The sequence below is a fragment of the Rhodococcus sp. NPDC057529 genome (assembly GCF_042802055.1).
In the GTDB taxonomy this organism is placed as follows: Bacteria; Actinomycetota; Actinomycetes; order Mycobacteriales; family Mycobacteriaceae; genus Rhodococcus_F.
In genome coordinates, this window is sequence record NZ_JBHVEY010000002.1 from 529,402 (window position 1) to 546,475 (window position 17,074).

Sequence of the window (17,074 nt, forward strand, 5' to 3'; positions counted from 1 at the left end):
CTCCGGCCTGCCAGACGACGTCGCGACGGCCCCGACCGATCCGTACCTCCAGGCGATAACCCCGAGCCCGTAGGGGTTCTCCGAAGCTGCTCGAGTCCCACCTGGCTCGGGCATCGCTGGTGGTGCCGGTCCCCCGACACCGGCACCACCAGCACCTCCGCTCGATTCGCTCGTTACCATGACAGCGGCGATGTCGCCGTGAACGTGGTGTCGTGTCGTGAATACGAGGGGGGTGCATGGTGAGCGCGCGTCGTGTCTTGCGAAGGCTGACCGTGGTCGGGCTGGCCGTGGCCTTCTTGTCCGGGCTCGCCTGGATCACCGTTTCGGCGTTCCCGTCCGACGCCGTTGCCGGTCCGCAGTACCACGAATGCGACGGCGGTCGCTGCGAAGGCGGTTCCACCGGGTCCCCCGGCGGCGGCAAGCCCCAACATCCCCATCCGCCGTGCGAGAGCCGGCGCGGATGCGGTGGCGGAGAGCCCAGCGAGACACAGGAACCCAGCGAGACGGTCCAGCCCACCAAGCCGTCCGAGCCGTCCGGGACCACGGAGCCGTCCGAGACCGGCGAGCCCTCCGGGACCACGGAACCGTCCGGGACCGCCGAACCCACGGAGACGTCGACTCCGTCGACGTCCCGGGTCGTGGTCGCGCCGCCTCGTCCGATCACGTTGCCGCCCCCGGCCGAACCGAAAGTCCTGCGCCCGGACACGTCCGGAGACGACGGTTCCGGGGACGACGGATCCGGAGGTGGCGGTTCCGGAGACGGGGGTTCCGACGCCGCTGCCGCCCCGGGCTCCGAGAGCCCTGCTGCACCCCCGGCGTCCGGGGGAGTCCCGGCAGGAGGTCCCGGCGCCGTGGCAGGACCGGGTACGAACGGTCCGACTGATTCCGCGCCCCAGGACCGGCCCGCAGGGGAGAACCCGGGCAGCGACACACAGTCGTCCGGCGCGCAGGCGCCCGGCCAGGGTGATCCGGCTGCCGCGCCGCCGGGAATGGTTCCGGTGGTCCACAGTGAGCCGTTGCCCGCGATCACCGTTCTCGGTGGGGTCGGCGTGCTGCTGTGCTGCGCAGGCGGAGCGGGTGCGCTGACCTTCAAGGGTGCTCGCGCACAACAGGCGCGCATCGCGGCCGCGCGGGCGGAATTCTTCCCGCCCGCTTCGAATGGAGGGGTGTAGTCGTGGGGGCGAACAGATCTCATCGTCGGGTGGCGGCGGCCGTGGACGCGGTGTGTGACGCGGCGGCCAGAGCGGAGGCCGTGACGCTCCGGCACGTGGTGGACGCGGTGGCCCGCGAACGGCAGCGCGCCATCGAACTCGATTTCACGAAGCCGATGGCGCCCGGGGTGTGCGGCCAGCGGCGCGCGTACCCGGACCGGGACGTGATCGTGCTGGCGCCGGGCCTGCCGGACCTCGACCGCACGCTCGCGCACGAGTTGGGTCACATCGTGTTTCGGCACGAAGGCGCAGAGATCGTGGCCGCGACCCTCGAAGCCGGGGACGACCTGATCGCCTACATGCTCAGCCAGCGGTCGCGGCGGCGGGGAGACGAACAGCCGTCCGACGAGGTGGCCGAATGGGAGGCCGAGACGTTCGCGTCGATGCTGCTCATCCGCTTGAAGACGATGCAGGGGCGCGGTACTCCCGTGTCCGTGCTCCGATACGACGAGGCGATCGGCTGATGGGCTGGCTGATTGCGCTCGTCGTGTGGACGGCGGCGGGTGCCCGGATCGGCCGGGTCGCCGCGCGTCAACCGACGCCGCTGCGCGTGGCGATGGTGGTGGCGGTGTCCAGCGCGGCAATCGCGTCGACGCTGGCCGTCCCGGACATCGCGGGTCGCCTCGACACCGCGGCCCCGACGGCCGGGCTGTCGGAGGTCGTCCTCGAACTGGCGTGGACGCTGTTCGCCGCCGCGAGCGCGGTCGGCGCGGTGTCCGTGTGGCCGATACTCCCGCGTCCGGCGCTGCGCGCGGTTGCCGTGATCGTCTACACCCTGGCCGTCGTGCTCGGAATCGGGCTTGCCGGTGGAGTTCCCGTTCCCGCGCTGGTGTTCATCGTGATCGCGCTGACCGCGGTGGTCGTGACCGGCGGCCGGCACGTCGCGTGGACCCCGCTCGGCCGGGGAATTTCACTGATCGTCGTCGGATCCGCGACGGTCCTGGCGGCAGCCGTCGTGGGACTGGTGCGTGAACTGTCGGGGCAGACGTGGGTCGTCGGCTCGTCGCCGGCGTACACCGCCGCTGCGGTGATCGTGTCGATCGGCACCGTGTGGGTGCTCGCCGAAACCTGGCTGCGCGCGCGGCAGGACCTGCGCCGCATGGACACCCTGCATTCGGTGCTCGTCACCCGGTTCCCCGAAGTGGTCGACGGCGACGGCAAGGGCAGCACGACCGTCCTCCGCGCCTCCGACGCCGTCGCCCACGTCATGGATGCGCTGTACCTGCAGGCGGGTGCCGGCACGCTCGACACGGACGAACAGGACCTTCCGGAATCGACGGCCGAGCGCGCCGAGATTCTCGCGCGCTGGATCCACGACCCGATCGCCTCGGACGTCCTCGACACCGAATGGATCGCGCCGCCGCAAGGAATGTCGCCGCGCAGATGGGTGCTCGAACTCGCGGACGCGTACACCGGATTCGGCACGTCGGCCCCGGCTCCCACCAGGGTGGACACCGCCGACTCGGCTGCGGACTAGCCGCAGCGGACGGTGAGACCGTCAGTCCGGCGTACCGGTGACGAGCCACCCGCAGGGCGCGGCGAGGTCCTCTGCCTCGGGCGGTCCCATGGATCCGGCGGGGTACGGCTTGGCCGGGGGAGGGTCCCGCAGGAGCGCGTCGGCGACGGTCCAGACGTGGGCCAGGCCGTCGGGGCGCGTGAACAGCGACCGGTCGCCGTGCAGGACGTCGAGGATGAGCCGCGAATAGGGTGCCAGGGCGTGGCCGAGCGGCACCGTGTCGAGGGGCAGTCCCAGGTGGCCCACCGACAGGCTGTCGTCGGGCCCGGGTTCCTTGACGACCATGGAGATGTCGATCTCGCCGTCCCCCTTCAGATCGAACGTCAGGACGGCGCCGTCCGGCGGAATGTCGGTGAGCGGGCCCCGGGGACTGCGGAAGACCAGGCTCACCCGTTGCTTGCTGACGCCCAGCATCTTTCCGGTGCGGAGGAGGAACGGCACCCCGCTCCAGCGGTCCGTGTCGACCCACAACCGAGCGGCGACGAACGTCTCCGTCGTCGAATCGTCGGCGACACCGTCCACGTCGCGATATCCCTCGTACTGGCCGAGCACCACGTCGGCCGTGTCCAGGGGCCGGAACGCCCCGATCACCGATTCCCGGGCCGATTGGAGATCGTCGGCGCCCAATGTCTCCGGCGGTTCCATCGCGATCTCGGCGGCGACCTGGAACAGGTGCGTCACGAGCATGTCGAGGACGGCGCCGGTGGCGTCGTAGAACCGGGCGCGGTCGTCGATGTCGAGCGTCTCGGGCACGTCGATCTGAATCTGCTCGACGTGCTCCCGGTTCCAGACGCCCTCGATCATCCCGTTCGCGAAGCGCAGGATGTGCAGGTTCTGGGTGCTCTCCTTGCCGAGGAAGTGGTCGATCCGATAGATCTGCTTCTCGTCGAGGACGTGGTGCACGGCTTCGTCGAGTTCGGTGAACGCCTCCTGGGAAGTCCCGAACGGCTTCTCGTACACGACGCGTGCGCCGCGGGCCAGATCGTGGGCGCCGAGCGCGCGGGTGGTTTCGGCGAATGTGCTCGGTGGCAGTGCCAGGTAGTGGACCAGCTGCGCATCTGCCGCGCCGAGGTCCTGCCGCGCCTGCTGCACGGCCGCGGGGAGCGTTCCCGGATTGTCGGGGGTGAAACCGCCGCCTGCGAATCTCAGCCGCCGGGAGAACGGTTCCCAGTCGGCGTCGTCGTGCGGCACCCCGAACTGGTTCACGACGTCGCGCACGTGGTCGCGGAACTGATCGTCGGAAACGTTGCCCCGCCCGGTGCCGATCAGCATCCACTCGGAGTTCAGGAGCCCCGAGAGGGCGAGTTGGAAGAACGCGGGGAGGACCATGCGTTTGGACAGGTCTCCGGTGGCACCGAAGAGGACGAAGATCGTGGGACCGAGCTGCGGTCTGTCAACCATTGCTCCATCATGCGCCACCGAGGCACGCCGGGCAGGACAATCCGGTGGTGTCGTCGGGCCCGCGTCCGCGAGTCCCAGACGAATCTGCGAAACGATCGGCTGTGAACCCGTTGCCGCCCAACGGTTCTCGTGGTCAGCGCGACGCGTCCGGCGGGACCTCCGGTAACCCCTCGCTGGCGCGGAGTTTCTCGGCCATCGTGGTAAGCAGATTCTGCGACTCCTCGGAGAGGTCGAACGCGCGGCTGGAGAGCTTGCGGAGTCCGTATCCCTGGAGTTGCGAGAGAAGCTCGAGATCGTGGTCGATCTTCGCGGCGTAGATGTCGTTGAAGAAGTAGTCGGGCTTCACCTTGAAGAAGCGGGCGAATGCCGCGACCGTCTCGTCGGACGGATTGGTGCGCTGCCCCGATCGGAGCTGGGAGATGTAGGGCTTCGAGATCTGATGTCCGTCTGCGATCAGCGCAGCAGCGACCTCAGCGTTGGTATGCGGTTTACGTCCCGGAGGGTGGACCGTGTCGAAAAGCTTGTTCAACCGCGCAGCAAAATCTGCCATTGTGAGCCGCCGGGTCCTCTCTCGTGCGCGCGTCAGTCGTGTGAACGACACCGTACCACGATGATAACCGATTGATAACTCACGAACATAGAGGCAAAACGTCGTTCGCTCGAGCGTGCCTTATCTCATATATGTTTCAATCACCACGCGCCGTTCGCGGGGGAGTTCTCGGCTTTTCGACGTCCCTCTGCGCTCGTCACGCACGGTCTACCGTTGAAAGTTCAAGGGAGTGGCCGGTGTGGGCCGAGTGGCGCTCGCATCGATGCGCGCGGTCGGGGGCGCGACTTCATGGTTGCTGCTTCAATCACTGAGAGTTTGCTGGCACCGTTGCAGGGGTGTGCGGCGTGGGGTCGGCACGCCCATAGTCCCTGTTCAGGGCTAATGTGTTGCGTTGCGCATCGCAACGTCGGGAGGTCGCTCGCGGCCCGCGGGGCTTGGTGAACACTACTGTGAAGAGGGGCCTTCTGCACGGGCGGCGGGCCTCGCGTCGCCGTTCCGCTCCTCCGCCGCCGCGAGTCGGGTGCGGGACTGCCTCGGTGAGCTGGACGATTGTCCAGCTCAGGTGGGTGCGGCACCGGCGGCGGACCTGCGAGTCTGGTCAAAACCGAAGCCGTCGGGGATGATTGTGATATGGAACACAGAATGAGTGACGCCGAGCTTCGGAAGGCGATTCGAGTTCTGCGCGAGCGCGCCGACGACGCCCGGCACCGAGGAAACGACGACGATGCCAACGGGATCGAGAGGACGATTCGTACCTATCAGGAAGAAATGACCCAGCGGTTGTGAACCGTCACGAACCGGCCCGCCGAGGGCCGGTTCGAGTCTCTTCCGGGCACGTGCGCCGCCGCAGTTGCGTGCGCGCAATCAGATTGCGTGCGTAGACTTCCAGCCGACACGGATCGGTGACGACGGGGGCGCACACGGCTATGGCGATCAAGACGCTGGACGGCAAGAAGTGCCTGATCACGGGCGCAGGTAGTGGAATCGGGCAGGCGACGGCCCTGGCGGCTGCGGCCGACGGCGCCGAACTGTTCCTCACCGACATCAACGAAGTCGGCCTCGCGCAGACGGTCGAGCAAGTCGGTAGCGGTGGGGGCACCGTCAGTTTCTCGCGTGCGCTCGACGTATCCGATTACGACACGGTTGCCGCATTCGCCGCCGACGTCCACGACCAGTTCGGCAGCCTCGACGTCGTGATGAACGTCGCCGGCATCTCCGCGTGGGGGACGGTCGAGAATCTCGAGCACCGTCACTGGAAATCGATGGTCGACGTCAATCTGATGGGTCCGATCCACATCATCGAGAGTTTCGTGCCCCCGATGGTTCGGGCGGGACGCGGCGGTCACCTCGTCAACGTCTCTTCCGCCGCCGGACTCCTGGCGCTCCCGTGGCACGCGGCATACAGCGCAAGCAAATTCGGGCTCCGCGGAGTGTCCGAGGTCCTGCGGTTCGATCTCAAACGGCACGGGATCGGCGTCAGCCTCGTGGTTCCCGGCGCGGTCAAGACGCCGCTGGTGGGCACCGTCGAGATCGCGGGTGTCGACCGTGACGATCCGCGCATCCAGAAGGCGATCCACCGGTTCGAAAAGCGCGCCGTCACGCCCGAGAAGGTCGCGTCCTGCATCATCGCCGGCATCAAGAAGGACCGGTACCTGGTGTACACGTCGCCGGACATCCGGTTCGGCTACTGGTGGGCCCGCAAGTTCTCGCCGCCGTACGACTTCGTGATGCAGCGGGCCAACGACCAGTTCAGCAAGTTCCTGTAGCGGCTACGGCAGGTCACCGCGCTCGGGGATGCCGAGTTCGCCTCGCACCGCGGTGAGAAAGTCGTCCTGGGCGCTCGTCCCGGCCTGGAAGTGGTCGGCGAACTGCTGCTGACGGGCGGACAGGGCGTCCGCCGACACGACGTCATCGGCCGCGAAGTCGTTGCTCAGCCAGCCGATCGTCTCGGCGCCGGCCAGATACTCGACCACCATTCGCCGTGCCGATTCCACCACCGCCTCGGATCCGATCAACTCCACCGCCGCGAACTTCGAGCCGAGCACGATATTCTGCCGCGGTAGCGGCCCGAGGATTTCGAGCATCACGCCCGAGAGATCGGGGCCGTCGAAGTGGTCGAATGCCACCGACACCGAACCCGCGGTGGTGCGCACCTCGTTGGCCGCGGTGAGGAACTCCGTGTAGATCTGCTGCCGCTGTGTTCGCAGGAACTCGTTCGAGGACTGGTTCACCGTCGCCTCCACCTGATTCGAGGTGTTCAGCAGTGTGAACGCCCCTCCGGACACGGAACCGATCAGGGTGCCGGCGACGGCCATCGAGGCGACCAGCATGCTGAGCCGAAATTGATGGCGTCGCACAGCTATTCGGTCGAGAGGTTCGGCGCTCTTGGTCTCGCTCACTGTTTCGCTCCCATCGATGCTCCACCGGTGTACATCGACTCTCGCGTACGGCCCGAGACCCGTCGCGCGTAGTCGACTACGCGGGTCGTGAAACTTTTCGGGGGTGTCGGAGCGATATGCGTAGTAGGCGGCGATCGATGACCGCACCGGTGGCTGCACCCGCAGCCGCCGAGCATCACCGTTCGCCGAAGAGTCGGGACTCGACACACGAAGGTGAGCACAATGAACAAGATCGCACTCCGCACGGCAATCGCTTCGGCCGTCATCGCTCCGGTGATGCTCGTCGGAGCAGGCCCGGCGACGGCATCACCGACGCTCAGTACGGGCGCCAGTGGCGGGATCGACATCAAAGTGCCGGACAAGGAAAGCTGGAACTGCTTCGGGCTGGATTCGAACTTCGGCCTCAAGGCGGGCGTCGGAAAGCTGGATGGATTCGCGAAGGGATCCAACGTGACCGTGTTCTGCTTCGGCACCACGGCGCCGTTCTTCTTCACCGGCAGTGTGAAGGCCGGAACGTAGAACTCTTCAGCGGTGCCCGCCGTGCAGGCAGTCCTCGAACAGTGTGCGCACCTCGTCGACGTGCCGGTCGAGGTCCGCGAGGTCCCAGCCGTCGGTCGGCACGGGCGCGAGGACGTCGACGTCGACGGTGCCGGGGTGCGCGACGAGCGAGTTCCGCCACATCCGTTCGCCGGCGTTGTGGATGACGATCGGCACGATCGGCACCCCCGCCTGCATCGCCAGGTGGAATCCGCCTTTCTTGAACTTGCCGAGCCGCGGGGACGGTGAGCGGGTGCCCTCGGGGGCGATCGCGATGGAGACGCCGGACTGCAGTTTGTCCACGGCCGGGCGGAGCGCCGCTCGCGCCTTGGTACTGTCCGACCGGTCGATGTAGGCGACGTCGAGGAGGGCGCCCACGGGAATGAACCGGGGGTCGCGCGCGGCCTCCTTCTTCGCGACGCCGGTGACGTCGCGCCGGATGACGCTGCCGATCACCAGCAGGTCGAGCGAACTCTGGTGATTGAACATGAAGACCGCGGGCCTGGCCGACCACGCGTTCTCCCTGCCCTTGATGCGCACGTTGATGCCGCAGATCGCGAGGGCGAGATCCGGTCCGAAGCTGCCGACCAGGTTGGCGCCGGTCTGCCGGTTCTGGGTGAGCAGGCCCGCGGAGACACCGAACGCCGCGGCACCCATCAGCGCGCCGATCGCGGTGGTGGTGCGGGCGATGGACATCGGATCGGCGCCGCTCTCGGGAGGTCGCAGATTCACCGACGGCCACCCGTTCTGCCGCGCGGTGGCCGCCAGTTTGCGGTCGGGGTTCAGCGCCACGGGGTGTCCCACCGACTTCAGCATCGGAACATCCTCCGCGCCGTTGGAGTACGCGAAGCTGTCACCGAGATCGGCGTCGTGCTTGTCGGCGTACTCGCGCAGTGCCTCGGCCTTGGCCGGTCCCCACAGCGGTGCCGATTCGAGCTTGCCGGTGAGCATCCCGTCCAGGACCGCGGGCCGCGTGCACAGCACGTCCTCGGGTTCGATGTCGAGGTCGGCGGCCACCGACAGCGCCTGATACGGGGTGGCGGACGTGGCCATCACCACCCGGTGGCCGGCGTGCCGGTGCGCGGCGAGCAGGCCGCGGACCTCCGAGAAGATCATCCTCGCGATCTCCTGCCGGAACAGCCGCTGCCCCCACTCCTGCATCTCGTCCTCCATGCGCCCGGCCAGGCTCTGCACACCGATGCGCATCAGATTGCCGACGTCGGCGCCCCGGAATCGGGTCTCCACCGCGGCATTCGTGGTGCGGAGAAGCTCGGCCACGCTGATGTCGAAGCGCCGCAGGCGGTCCCGGTAGACGACGCTCGCGGAGTACCCGCTGATCAACGTGCCGTCCAGGTCGAACGCCGCGAGGGTGGCCGGGCCCGGCACGGCGGCCGCAATGTCGTCGTGGAGACTGCGGAGATCGCTCATCTACTCACCTACCACCCATCTGGTCCAGATTCTCGTGCGCGATGGCCCGGATGCGGAGCACCTGGTCGATCAAGGTCTGGAGTTCGGCCTCGAACTCGACCCGCCGGGCCGCCATGTTCTCGGCGTTCGGTTCGACCAGTCCCCGGTTCCGCGCCAGCTTGAGCGCGGTCGTGAAGAGTTCGGCCGAAATCGACTCGCTGCTCCCGATCTGCTGCCGCAGTCGTCGCTGCTCGGCGAGCGCGAGGCACGCCGTCATGAATGCTTTCTCGTCGAACTTCCGGTCCACAGGAGTGCGCAGCAGCTGACTCGCGACCACCGCGTACGCCTCCAGGAACGGCTGCAGCACCCGGTGCGCCAGGTGAATGCGCATCCCGGACAACAGGTTCGCCGCATGTTGAGGGTCGCCCAGGTTCGACTGCCATGCCGGGTCGATCAGGTCCAGTTCGGCTCGCAGTTCCTTCCGGAAGCTGTCCTTCTCGCTGAAGAAGAATTCGAACTTGAGGAGGTCGCGGATGCGCAGCGCCGCATTCCATCCGTCTTCGAGCGGGTCGGTGAACTGCTGATCGACGGCGGCGCGCAGCACCATTTCCGCGATCGCCCGCATCACGAGGAAGTGAATGGTGTTGTTGCGGTAGAACGCTGCCACGAGATGCTGATCGCGCCCGAGGTAGAACACCCGCTCGGTGCCCTGATCGAAACTCTTCAGGACCCCGGAGTCGAGATGCGTGCGCACGGCCTTGCGGATCACCTGCGGATCCGTCAGATCCACGTCGCCCGCGGTCGGCAGCGAGCGCGCCGTGATGTAGTCGACGAGGGGTCCGAGAATGGCACCGACCTCGGCGACGGTGAGCGCCCGATCCTCGATGCCGAGGAACGCGAGCATCACGAGTGAGGACGCCGTGACGGGGGTGACCTCGTTGATGCGGTGACACACCTCGAACGCCGTCTTCTGCACCGCCAGCCGCAGGTCGTCCTCCTGGGCGAGGTAGTCCGCCAGCGACATCGGCCTGCCGACGTTGACGTGCGCGACGCCGTGCCGCTGACCCTGCGCCCGAACGTATCCGAAGAGCCAGCGCAGACTTTCCTTGCTCTTCGCCTGGCCGTGCGCCTCCGCCGCCATCGCCCCGACCTCGTACAGCTGGTCGTAGGTCAGCGACACCGGGACGAGGTACACGTCGGACATCCCGCTGTCCCGGAACGCTTTCGCAAGATAGTTGAGCAGGCCGAACCGCGGCGGCCGCAGCTTGCCGGTGCGGCTGCGCCCGCCCTCGATGTACCACTCGAGGTTGAACCGCTTCGTGAGCAGATAGCGCATGTACTCGCGGAGCGTCCACTTGTAGATCTCGTCGCCCTCGATCTTGCGGCGAATGAACACGGTGCCGCTGCGCTTGCCGATCGGCCCGATCGGCCAGAAATTGATGTTCAGCCCGCCCATCACGTGATTGAGCGGAAGGTCGTTCGCGAGCAGCGCCGGCCGCAGCACCAGCGGGTCGAGGTACGAGCGGTGGCTGGGCAGGAACACCAGGGAATGTTCCTTGTTCAGCTCCCGCAGGTCGTCGAGCCGGGTGGTGTCGACGTCGAGGCGGTATGCGCGGGAGAAGTAGCGGCCCAACTGATCCCACAGAGCGATGGCCCGCCGGCTCTGGGCTGCGACCATCTCGTCGAGCGCCCCGCGGGCCCGGCGATCCACCTCGGCGACCGGGAGATTCAACTGGGCCGACAGTTCGTGCGTGCCGTCGTGGTACCGGCTGGCGTCGGTGATCTCGTCGACGACGAACCTCGACACCTTGTACTGCGTGCCCAGCACCGTGCGCTCGGCCCGCTCCAGGGTCAGCGCCGCTTGGCGGCGGATGAAATCCGGAAGCGACCCCCCGCCGTTCTCGGCGAGCCGGCGTTCGAGGTCGCTGAGCGGGGCCGGGTCGCCCTCCAGAACCTGGCACCGGGCCGGGTCGTCGCGCATCACCCGGCGCTGCGTGTTCTGGCCGGGGTGCAGCGGATCGCGCAGCGACAGCGTCTCCCGCAATCGCTGCGCGCCGTCCGGATGCGTCTCCTTCGGCAGCCACACCACCCGCAGCGGGGTGAGCAGCGGATCGTCCTTGCGCCGTGCCAGATCGGCGAGGGCCTGATCGGTGACGCGGACGGTGGGCGGCGGCTGACCGGAGTCGTTCGCCTGCCGCTCCAGCCACGTGCGGAGAACGTCGTCCTCCATCTCGCTCATCGTCTCGATGAGGTAGACCTGTGGCCGTGTCGTCTGCTCGTCCATCGCGCCAGCCTTTCCTTTCACCCGCGGCCGAGTTCGACGATCTCGTCGAGACTCTCCTGCAGGCACGACATGAACCGCGCCGGTGCCGTCACGGCGGCCGTGTCGAGATTGACACCGATGCAACACGTGCCGACGTGGGAGACCAGGGTTGCCATGACCGCGCAGCCGGGGGCGGGACCGAACGGGAACATCCGCTCGATCCGGGCACCCGCCAGATACACGGGCACGGGCACGCCTGCGACGTTGCTGGCCTGCAGATCGAGGCCCGTCGACTGCGAGAGGTACCAGTTGGCCAGCACCACCGTCGGGATCCGGACCAGGATCGGGGCGGCGGAATCGAGCAGACCGAGCGCCGGTTCCTGGCGCAACCCCAGAATGATCGCGCGTACCTTCTCGATCCGGGCGATCGGGTCGCGTTCTCCGACCGGTCCGGCGAACCGGGCCGCCGCGAACCGGTTGCCCCCGGTGGGATCCGACGCCGAACGCATACTCACCGGCATCCCCACCGGAATCGTCTCGAGGTCGTGGCCGAACGATTCGTGATACCGGCGGAACCCGCCCAGCAGTGCCGCCACATACGCGTCGTTCAGCGACCCGCCCGCGACGTGGGCGGCGGAACGCAATTCGTCGACACTCACCTCGAGCACGCCGAACCAGCGTCCGAGCCCCCGGTCGCGCAGCAGGTCCGAACCCGTGGTCGGGGGAGGGGTCACCACCCTGCGGATCGAGTTCGCGTAACCGGCGACCTCCGTGACACTGCCCACCGGGTCGCCGACCACCGTCATCGCCGTCCGCACCGCGCCGCGGATCAGGCCGCCGAGACGGCCGGGGGCGCTGCGCACGTTGTCGAGCGCCTGCTCGAACAGGGCGCCGCCACCCGACATCTGCTCCGGCAACGGCGCGGGCCGATCCGGTTTGTCCGGCGACGGTTCGGGGCGCCTGCTGTGCAGCAGCGTCATCAACTGGATGCCGCCGAGACCGTCCGTGATGCTGTGGTGCGTCTTCACCACGTACACGGCGCGCCCGTCGTCGAGCCCCTCGATGAGCATCGCGCTCCACGGTGGCCGGGCGCGGTCGAACGGCTCGGTCGCCATGTGCCTGCACATTCGCAGTGCGTGGTCGAACGTCGCGGGCTCCGGCAGCCGCACCCGAGACAGGTGATAGTCGAGATCGAACTCGGGGTCCACCGACCACATGGGGTTGCCCAGCCGCAACGTCGGCTCCACCACCCGCATCCGGATGCGCGGCACCATGTGCGACGCCCATTCGTGGGCGCGCACGAGCCGCTCCCAGTCCGGCGGCTTGTCGAGGACGTCGACCGCGACGATCGGCGAGCGCAGCTTCGGCTGCACCTCCTCCATCCGCCACATCCCGGTCTCGAAGTCGGACATCGTGCGGTCCGCTCCCCAGGCGACGTCGGAGAAATCCACGTCGACGGCACTCGGTGGTATCAGAGGTTCGCCGTCGGCCATGCCCACCCTCATTCGGTTGCTCGAGTTGCCCTCAGCTGCTGCTTTTCCAGTGTGGACCCGCCCCGCAGATCGCGTCCCTGGTTCCGGCGGATTCGCGGTCCCCGCCCGTGCGCGTTTGACGAGTCCCTGGACTCCTTCGCCGCTCACGGAGTTGTCGTAGGCTGCCGTCATGGCGAAAAGCTTCGACTACTCCGAACAGATCGCGTACCCGATCGACCGTGTGCACGCGACGGTGACGGACCGGGCGTTCTGGCAGCACCGGTTCGAGGAGGCGCCGGAGAAGCTCACCCTCGACGACAGCCGCGGCCCCGGCACGCTGACGGCGACGATGCGCGACACCATCGGCGCGTCCTCCCTCCCCGGGCTGGTGCGCAAGGTCGTCACCGGTGAACTGAAGGTCGAGCGGGCCGACGAATGGGGCGCACTCGACGGCGACCACGCCGAGGGCCGGATCAGCGGCAGTTCCACCGGGATCCCCGTGAAGATCGACTGCACGTCGGTGCTCCGCGCGTCGGGCGACGTCACCTTCCTCGACGTGTCCGGATCGGTGCAGGTCAAGATTCCGCTCGTCGGGGGACAGATCGAATCCCTCGTGAGGAAGCTGATCGGCGACATGGTCGGGCAGGACCGCGACGCGATCGAGAAGTGGCTCGGCGACAGCTGACGCTCACACCCCCGGCGCGGGGCCGTCCAGTTCCACGTCCAGCGTGCGGGCGCCCGGTCCCGCCGTGCCCAGCCGGTCGTGGCTGTTGACGATCGCGCAACTGCCCAGCGACAGGCACCCGCAGCCGATGCAGCCGGTCAGGTTGTCGCGGAGCCGGATCAACTGCTCGATCCGCTGGTCCAGATCCGCGTGCCATCGCGTCGACAACTTCTCCCAGTCCTTCCGGTTCGGGGTGCGGCCCTCGGGGAGCGTCGCGAGGGCGTCCCGGATCTCCGCCAGCGGAATTCCGACCCGTTGGGCGATGCGGATGAACGCGACCCGCCGCAGCGTGTCCCGGCGATAGCGACGCTGATTGCCGGACGTCCGTCTGCTGGTGATCAGCCCCTCGCGCTCGTAGAAGTGCAGCGCCGACACTGCCACGCCGCTGCGCTCGGACAGCTGTCCCGGCGTCAGTTCCTTCGCTCTCCATTCGGGCATCTCCACGACAGGTAACCTTTCCCCGGGTTACCTGAACAATACTCGAGGTCAGTCGCGGCGGAGATGACCGTGGAGATGGTGTGTGAGCGGAGTCAGGTCGTGCGCCATCCACAGGTCGTACGTGAGGTCGCCGCCGCGCACCGACAACTGCCGCCGGATGCTGTGCACCGGTTTGGCGTCCGGGGACGCGCTGAGCGCCACCATCGACAACTCGATGATCCCGTCCCGGATCTGACCGCGGTGGATCTCGGTGAATCCGGTCGGCTGGGCCACGAGCAGTTCCGCCTCGTCCTCGGCGACGAGCCGCAGATACCCGGACTCCGAGTGCAACGGCCGCCCGGTGCCCGCCTCCCGCGTTCGAGACCGATACGCCAGGAACGGTTTACCGCTGGGGGCGAATTCGATCTCCTCGGTGTACGTGAAGTCCTCGATCGTCGGATACGCGCCCTCGCCCTCGCCGCGCCACAGACCGGCGAACGGCGCCAGGGCCGGCGGCACGGACGGAAGCGGTGGTGTGGTCGCAGACGAACTCGCCGTCGCATCCGTGTGCGCCGGCGAGAGAGTCGAGTTCTCGTCCATGAGATACCTCCGCCGCTTCACGGTACTCGCCTGCGGGGCCGAGGGACACGGTCGGCGGCGGAGCGTTTGAGCGTGCCTGCCGGGCCCGCCGGCATTACCGTCTAGACATGAACGCGTCCGGTTCTGCACCGCTGGGGGCCAACTCCGAAGTCGGGCATCTGCGTGCCGTCCTCCTGCACCGGCCCGGGGACGAACTGAAGCGGCTCACGCCCCGCAACAACGACCAACTCCTGTTCGACGGACTGCCCTGGGTCGACCGCGCACAGGAGGAACACGACGCGTTCGCGGACCTCCTGCGCAGCCGTGACGTCGAGGTCCTGCTGCTGTCCGACCTGCTCACCGAGACCCTCGGCGCCAGCGGAGCCGCCCGCATCCACGGCATCGGGGCGGCCGTCGACCCCCGGAAACTGGGCCACACCCTGGCGCAGGAACTGGCCGCGCACCTCCGCGGCGTCCCGGCCCCCGAACTCTCCACCATCCTTACCGCAGGCATGACGTTCGACGAACTGCCCGTCGCCGCGAACACGGCGTCGCTGGTCCGCCGCATGCACCACGGCGGCGACTTCGTCATCGACCCGCTGCCCAACCTGCTGTTCACCCGGGACTCGTCGTTCTGGATCGGACCGCGCGTCGCGATCACCTCGCTGGCACTGCCCGCCCGCGTCCGCGAAACATCCCTCACCGACATCATCTACGCCCACCACCCGCGTTTCCGGGGCGCCCGGCGCGCCTACGAATCCCACACGGCCCCCGTCGAAGGCGGCGACGTCCTGCTTCTCGCACCCGGCGTCGTCGCCGTCGGAGTGGGGGAGCGCACCACACCCGCCGGTGCCGAGGCGTTGGCGCGCAGCGTGTTCGAGGACGAACTCGCGCACACCGTGCTGGTGGTGCCCATCGCGCAGGCCCGGGCGTCGATGCACCTCGACACCGTGTGCACGATGGTCGACCACGACGCCGTCGTGATGTACCCGATCATCCAGGACACGCTGTCGGCGTTCACCATTCACCGCGAGGACAAGGGTGTGTCGATCCGCGGCGCCGACCCCTTCCTCGCCGCCGCCGCCGAGGCCATGGGCATCGGCAAGCTGCGCGTCATCGACACCGGACTCGACAACGTCACCGCCGAACGCGAACAGTGGGACGACGGAAACAACACGCTCGCACTCGCACCCGGCGTCGTCGTCGCCTACGAACGGAACGTCGAGACCAACGCCCGGCTCGAGGCGTCCGGCATCGAGGTACTGCGGATCGCGGGTTCCGAGCTCGGTTCGGGCCGCGGCGGGCCCCGCTGCATGTCCTGCCCGGTGGCCCGCGACCCGCTGTAGGCGGCTCCGCCGCCCGTGCGTGGCTGACGAGTCTCTGGACTCCCTAACCACGCACGGGCGCGCAGCGCCTAGAGGATGTCGCGGACCTTCTCGGCCGGCCGGGCGAGGACGGTGCCCTTGTCCGTCACGACGATCGGTCGCTCGATGAGGATGGGGTTGTCCACCATCGCTTCCAGCAGTTCGTCCTCGGACGCCTCGGCGAGCCCGAGTTCCTTGAAGACGGCCTCCTTCTTGCGGATCGCCTCGCTCGGCTTCAGGCCGGCGTCGTCGAGAAGTTTGCGCAATCCGTCCCGCGAGGGCGGGGTCTCGAGGTACTTCACGACGGTCGGTTCGATGCCCGCGTCCCGGATCAGTCCGAGGACGGTGCGGGACGTGTTGCAGCGCTGGTTGTGGTAGATGGTCGCGGTGTTCGCCATATCCGACATTCTGCACCCGGGGAACAAATGCGCCCGCACCGAGCGCTGAACCGGGGGTAGTCAGTCGTGAACAGCCGACGAAAGAGGGAGATCGACCATGGCCGAGCACAGGGACGCAGCGCCGCAGCGCATCGTCATCGCGGGTGGGCACGGGAAGATCGCCCGTCACCTCATCAAGATCCTCACCGCCCGCGGCGACCGTGCGGTCGCGTTGATCCGCAATCCCGACCACGAGCACGAGGTGGAGGCGCTCGGCGCCGAACCGGTGGTGATCGATCTGGAGACGGCGAGCGCGGACGACGTCGCGAAGACCCTCGTCGGTGCGGACGCCGCAGTGTTCGCGGCCGGTGCCGGCCCGGGCAGCGGAATCGCCCGCAAGGACACCGTCGACCGCGGGGCCGCGGTCCTGCTCGCGGACGCCGCCGAGAAGGCGGGCACGAGGCGATTCGTTCAGGTCGGCTCGTTCGGGGCGGGTGAGCCGATCCCCGAGGGTACCGACGACGTCTTCGCCGCCTACCTGGTCGCGAAGACAGCCGCCGAGGAGGATCTGCGCGCCCGCACCCACCTCGACTGGACGATTCTCCGTCCGGGCGGCCTCCTCGACGACGACCCGACGGGGCACGTCACGCTCACCGCGCCTCCCCTCGAACGCGGCACCGTCACGCGTGCCGACGTCGCAGCGGTGGTCGCGGCGCTCCTGGACCACCCGAACACGGCGAAGAAGACGCTCATGCTGACGTCCGGTCCGACGCCGATAGCGGACGCCGTCGCCGCGCTGTAACCATTGCGGCGCCGCAACCGCGCAACTACGGTCTGATACAACGCCTGGAACAACG

Annotated in this window: 18 protein-coding genes; 9 read left to right on the top strand and 9 right to left on the bottom strand. The window is 68.2% G+C overall.

Annotated elements, in window-relative coordinates; genetic code table 11:
* The first annotated feature begins 257 nt into the window (after window positions 1-257).
* From ACFU5V_RS05515 to ACFU5V_RS05525, 3 genes are read left to right on the top strand one after another with little or no spacing between them, the layout of a single operon-like run.
* Window positions 258-1,172 carry a cell surface protein gene (locus ACFU5V_RS05515; protein ID WP_378697455.1) on the top strand — a complete coding sequence of 305 codons (915 nt, stop codon included), beginning with the start codon at window positions 258-260 and terminating at the stop codon, window positions 1,170-1,172.
* A 2-nt stretch (window positions 1,173-1,174) separates the two neighbouring features.
* Window positions 1,175-1,675, top strand: a complete 501-nt coding sequence (locus tag ACFU5V_RS05520; protein ID WP_095861224.1) for an ImmA/IrrE family metallo-endopeptidase — start codon at window positions 1,175-1,177, stop codon at window positions 1,673-1,675.
* Window positions 1,675-2,688 carry a hypothetical protein gene (locus ACFU5V_RS05525; RefSeq protein ID WP_378697457.1) on the top strand — a complete coding sequence of 338 codons (1,014 nt, stop codon included), beginning with the start codon at window positions 1,675-1,677 and terminating at the stop codon, window positions 2,686-2,688. The genes ACFU5V_RS05520 and ACFU5V_RS05525 overlap by 1 nt, the downstream gene beginning before the upstream one ends.
* Before the next feature lie 21 nt (window positions 2,689-2,709).
* On the opposite strand, the gene ACFU5V_RS05530 is transcribed toward ACFU5V_RS05525, so the two are convergent.
* Window positions 2,710-4,128: a glucose-6-phosphate dehydrogenase (NADP(+)) gene (locus ACFU5V_RS05530; protein WP_378697459.1), complete on the bottom strand. Its 1,419-nt coding sequence runs from the start codon at window positions 4,126-4,128 to the stop codon at window positions 2,710-2,712.
* 133 nt (window positions 4,129-4,261) lie between these two features.
* The gene (locus ACFU5V_RS05535) at window positions 4,262-4,678 is read right to left on the bottom strand and encodes a helix-turn-helix domain-containing protein (RefSeq protein WP_005238699.1); all 417 of its coding nucleotides are present in this window, start codon (window positions 4,676-4,678) and stop codon (window positions 4,262-4,264) included.
* Window positions 4,679-5,320: 642 nt separating this feature from the next.
* On the opposite strand from ACFU5V_RS05535, the gene ACFU5V_RS05540 reads away from it, so the two are divergent.
* A complete protein-coding gene (locus tag ACFU5V_RS05540; protein ID WP_005561362.1) occupies window positions 5,321-5,464 on the top strand; it encodes a hypothetical protein in 144 nt (47 codons plus the stop codon).
* A 140-nt stretch (window positions 5,465-5,604) separates the two neighbouring features.
* Window positions 5,605-6,444, top strand: a complete 840-nt coding sequence (locus ACFU5V_RS05545) for an SDR family oxidoreductase (RefSeq protein ID WP_378436712.1) — start codon at window positions 5,605-5,607, stop codon at window positions 6,442-6,444.
* Between the two features lie 3 nt (window positions 6,445-6,447).
* On the opposite strand, the gene ACFU5V_RS05550 is transcribed toward ACFU5V_RS05545, so the two are convergent.
* Window positions 6,448-7,077 (bottom strand): hypothetical protein, encoded by a 630-nt coding sequence (locus ACFU5V_RS05550; RefSeq protein ID WP_378436709.1) that lies wholly within the window; start codon window positions 7,075-7,077, stop codon window positions 6,448-6,450.
* 222 nt (window positions 7,078-7,299) lie between these two features.
* Here ACFU5V_RS05550 and ACFU5V_RS05555 point away from each other — a divergent pair, with 222 nt between their 5' ends.
* Window positions 7,300-7,596, top strand: coding sequence for a hypothetical protein (locus ACFU5V_RS05555; protein ID WP_378697461.1), 297 nt, complete (start codon window positions 7,300-7,302; stop codon window positions 7,594-7,596).
* A gap of 6 nt (window positions 7,597-7,602) precedes the next feature.
* Here the strand turns inward: ACFU5V_RS05555 and ACFU5V_RS05560 are convergent, their stop codons facing one another.
* The 3 genes from ACFU5V_RS05560 to ACFU5V_RS05570 are packed head-to-tail and all read right to left on the bottom strand — an operon-like array spanning window position 7,603 to window position 12,777.
* Window positions 7,603-9,042 (bottom strand): HAD-IB family hydrolase, encoded by a 1,440-nt coding sequence (locus ACFU5V_RS05560; RefSeq protein WP_378436705.1) that lies wholly within the window; start codon window positions 9,040-9,042, stop codon window positions 7,603-7,605.
* A gap of 4 nt (window positions 9,043-9,046) precedes the next feature.
* On the bottom strand, window positions 9,047-11,305 hold the full coding sequence (locus ACFU5V_RS05565; RefSeq protein WP_378697463.1) for a glycerol-3-phosphate 1-O-acyltransferase: 2,259 nt from the start codon (window positions 11,303-11,305) through the stop codon (window positions 9,047-9,049).
* Between the two features lie 17 nt (window positions 11,306-11,322).
* Window positions 11,323-12,777: a wax ester/triacylglycerol synthase domain-containing protein gene (locus ACFU5V_RS05570; protein WP_378436701.1), complete on the bottom strand. Its 1,455-nt coding sequence runs from the start codon at window positions 12,775-12,777 to the stop codon at window positions 11,323-11,325.
* Window positions 12,778-12,946: 169 nt separating this feature from the next.
* Between ACFU5V_RS05570 and ACFU5V_RS05575 the strand changes: the two genes are divergently transcribed.
* On the top strand, window positions 12,947-13,441 hold the full coding sequence (locus ACFU5V_RS05575) for a DUF2505 domain-containing protein (protein WP_378697465.1): 495 nt from the start codon (window positions 12,947-12,949) through the stop codon (window positions 13,439-13,441).
* 3 nt (window positions 13,442-13,444) lie between these two features.
* Here the strand turns inward: ACFU5V_RS05575 and soxR are convergent, their stop codons facing one another.
* Window positions 13,445-13,924, bottom strand: a complete 480-nt coding sequence (soxR, locus tag ACFU5V_RS05580) for a redox-sensitive transcriptional activator SoxR (RefSeq protein WP_378436697.1) — start codon at window positions 13,922-13,924, stop codon at window positions 13,445-13,447.
* 42 nt (window positions 13,925-13,966) lie between these two features.
* A complete protein-coding gene (locus ACFU5V_RS05585; RefSeq protein WP_378697467.1) occupies window positions 13,967-14,497 on the bottom strand; it encodes an FABP family protein in 531 nt (176 codons plus the stop codon).
* Window positions 14,498-14,604: 107 nt separating this feature from the next.
* Between ACFU5V_RS05585 and arcA the strand changes: the two genes are divergently transcribed.
* Window positions 14,605-15,822, top strand: a complete 1,218-nt coding sequence (gene arcA / locus ACFU5V_RS05590; protein ID WP_378436693.1) for an arginine deiminase — start codon at window positions 14,605-14,607, stop codon at window positions 15,820-15,822.
* 68 nt (window positions 15,823-15,890) lie between these two features.
* Here the strand turns inward: arcA and arsC are convergent, their stop codons facing one another.
* Window positions 15,891-16,238: an arsenate reductase (glutaredoxin) gene (gene arsC, locus ACFU5V_RS05595; RefSeq protein WP_378441935.1), complete on the bottom strand. Its 348-nt coding sequence runs from the start codon at window positions 16,236-16,238 to the stop codon at window positions 15,891-15,893.
* Between the two features lie 97 nt (window positions 16,239-16,335).
* Between arsC and ACFU5V_RS05600 the strand changes: the two genes are divergently transcribed.
* Window positions 16,336-17,019: an NAD(P)H-binding protein gene (locus tag ACFU5V_RS05600; protein ID WP_378697469.1), complete on the top strand. Its 684-nt coding sequence runs from the start codon at window positions 16,336-16,338 to the stop codon at window positions 17,017-17,019.
* Window positions 17,020-17,074: the final 55 nt, after the last annotated feature.

Bases quoted from the DNA above. Each gene is read 5' to 3' on its own strand.
- ACFU5V_RS05525 (WP_378697457.1), top strand. From the start codon at position 1,675: ATGGGCTGGCTGATTGCGCTCGTCGTGTGGACGGCGGCGGGTGCCCGG.
- ACFU5V_RS05530 (WP_378697459.1), bottom strand. From the start codon at position 4,128: ATGGTTGACAGACCGCAGCTCGGTCCCACGATCTTCGTCCTCTTCGGT.
- ACFU5V_RS05535 (WP_005238699.1), bottom strand. From the start codon at position 4,678: ATGGCAGATTTTGCTGCGCGGTTGAACAAGCTTTTCGACACGGTCCAC.
- ACFU5V_RS05540 (WP_005561362.1), top strand. From the start codon at position 5,321: ATGAGTGACGCCGAGCTTCGGAAGGCGATTCGAGTTCTGCGCGAGCGC.
- ACFU5V_RS05545 (WP_378436712.1), top strand. From the start codon at position 5,605: ATGGCGATCAAGACGCTGGACGGCAAGAAGTGCCTGATCACGGGCGCA.
- ACFU5V_RS05555 (WP_378697461.1), top strand. From the start codon at position 7,300: ATGAACAAGATCGCACTCCGCACGGCAATCGCTTCGGCCGTCATCGCT.
- ACFU5V_RS05560 (WP_378436705.1), bottom strand. From the start codon at position 9,042: ATGAGCGATCTCCGCAGTCTCCACGACGACATTGCGGCCGCCGTGCCG.
- ACFU5V_RS05565 (WP_378697463.1), bottom strand. From the start codon at position 11,305: ATGGACGAGCAGACGACACGGCCACAGGTCTACCTCATCGAGACGATG.
- ACFU5V_RS05570 (WP_378436701.1), bottom strand. From the start codon at position 12,777: ATGGCCGACGGCGAACCTCTGATACCACCGAGTGCCGTCGACGTGGAT.
- ACFU5V_RS05575 (WP_378697465.1), top strand. From the start codon at position 12,947: ATGGCGAAAAGCTTCGACTACTCCGAACAGATCGCGTACCCGATCGAC.
- ACFU5V_RS05585 (WP_378697467.1), bottom strand. From the start codon at position 14,497: ATGGACGAGAACTCGACTCTCTCGCCGGCGCACACGGATGCGACGGCG.
- arcA (WP_378436693.1), top strand. From the start codon at position 14,605: ATGAACGCGTCCGGTTCTGCACCGCTGGGGGCCAACTCCGAAGTCGGG.
- arsC (WP_378441935.1), bottom strand. From the start codon at position 16,238: ATGGCGAACACCGCGACCATCTACCACAACCAGCGCTGCAACACGTCC.
- ACFU5V_RS05600 (WP_378697469.1), top strand. From the start codon at position 16,336: ATGGCCGAGCACAGGGACGCAGCGCCGCAGCGCATCGTCATCGCGGGT.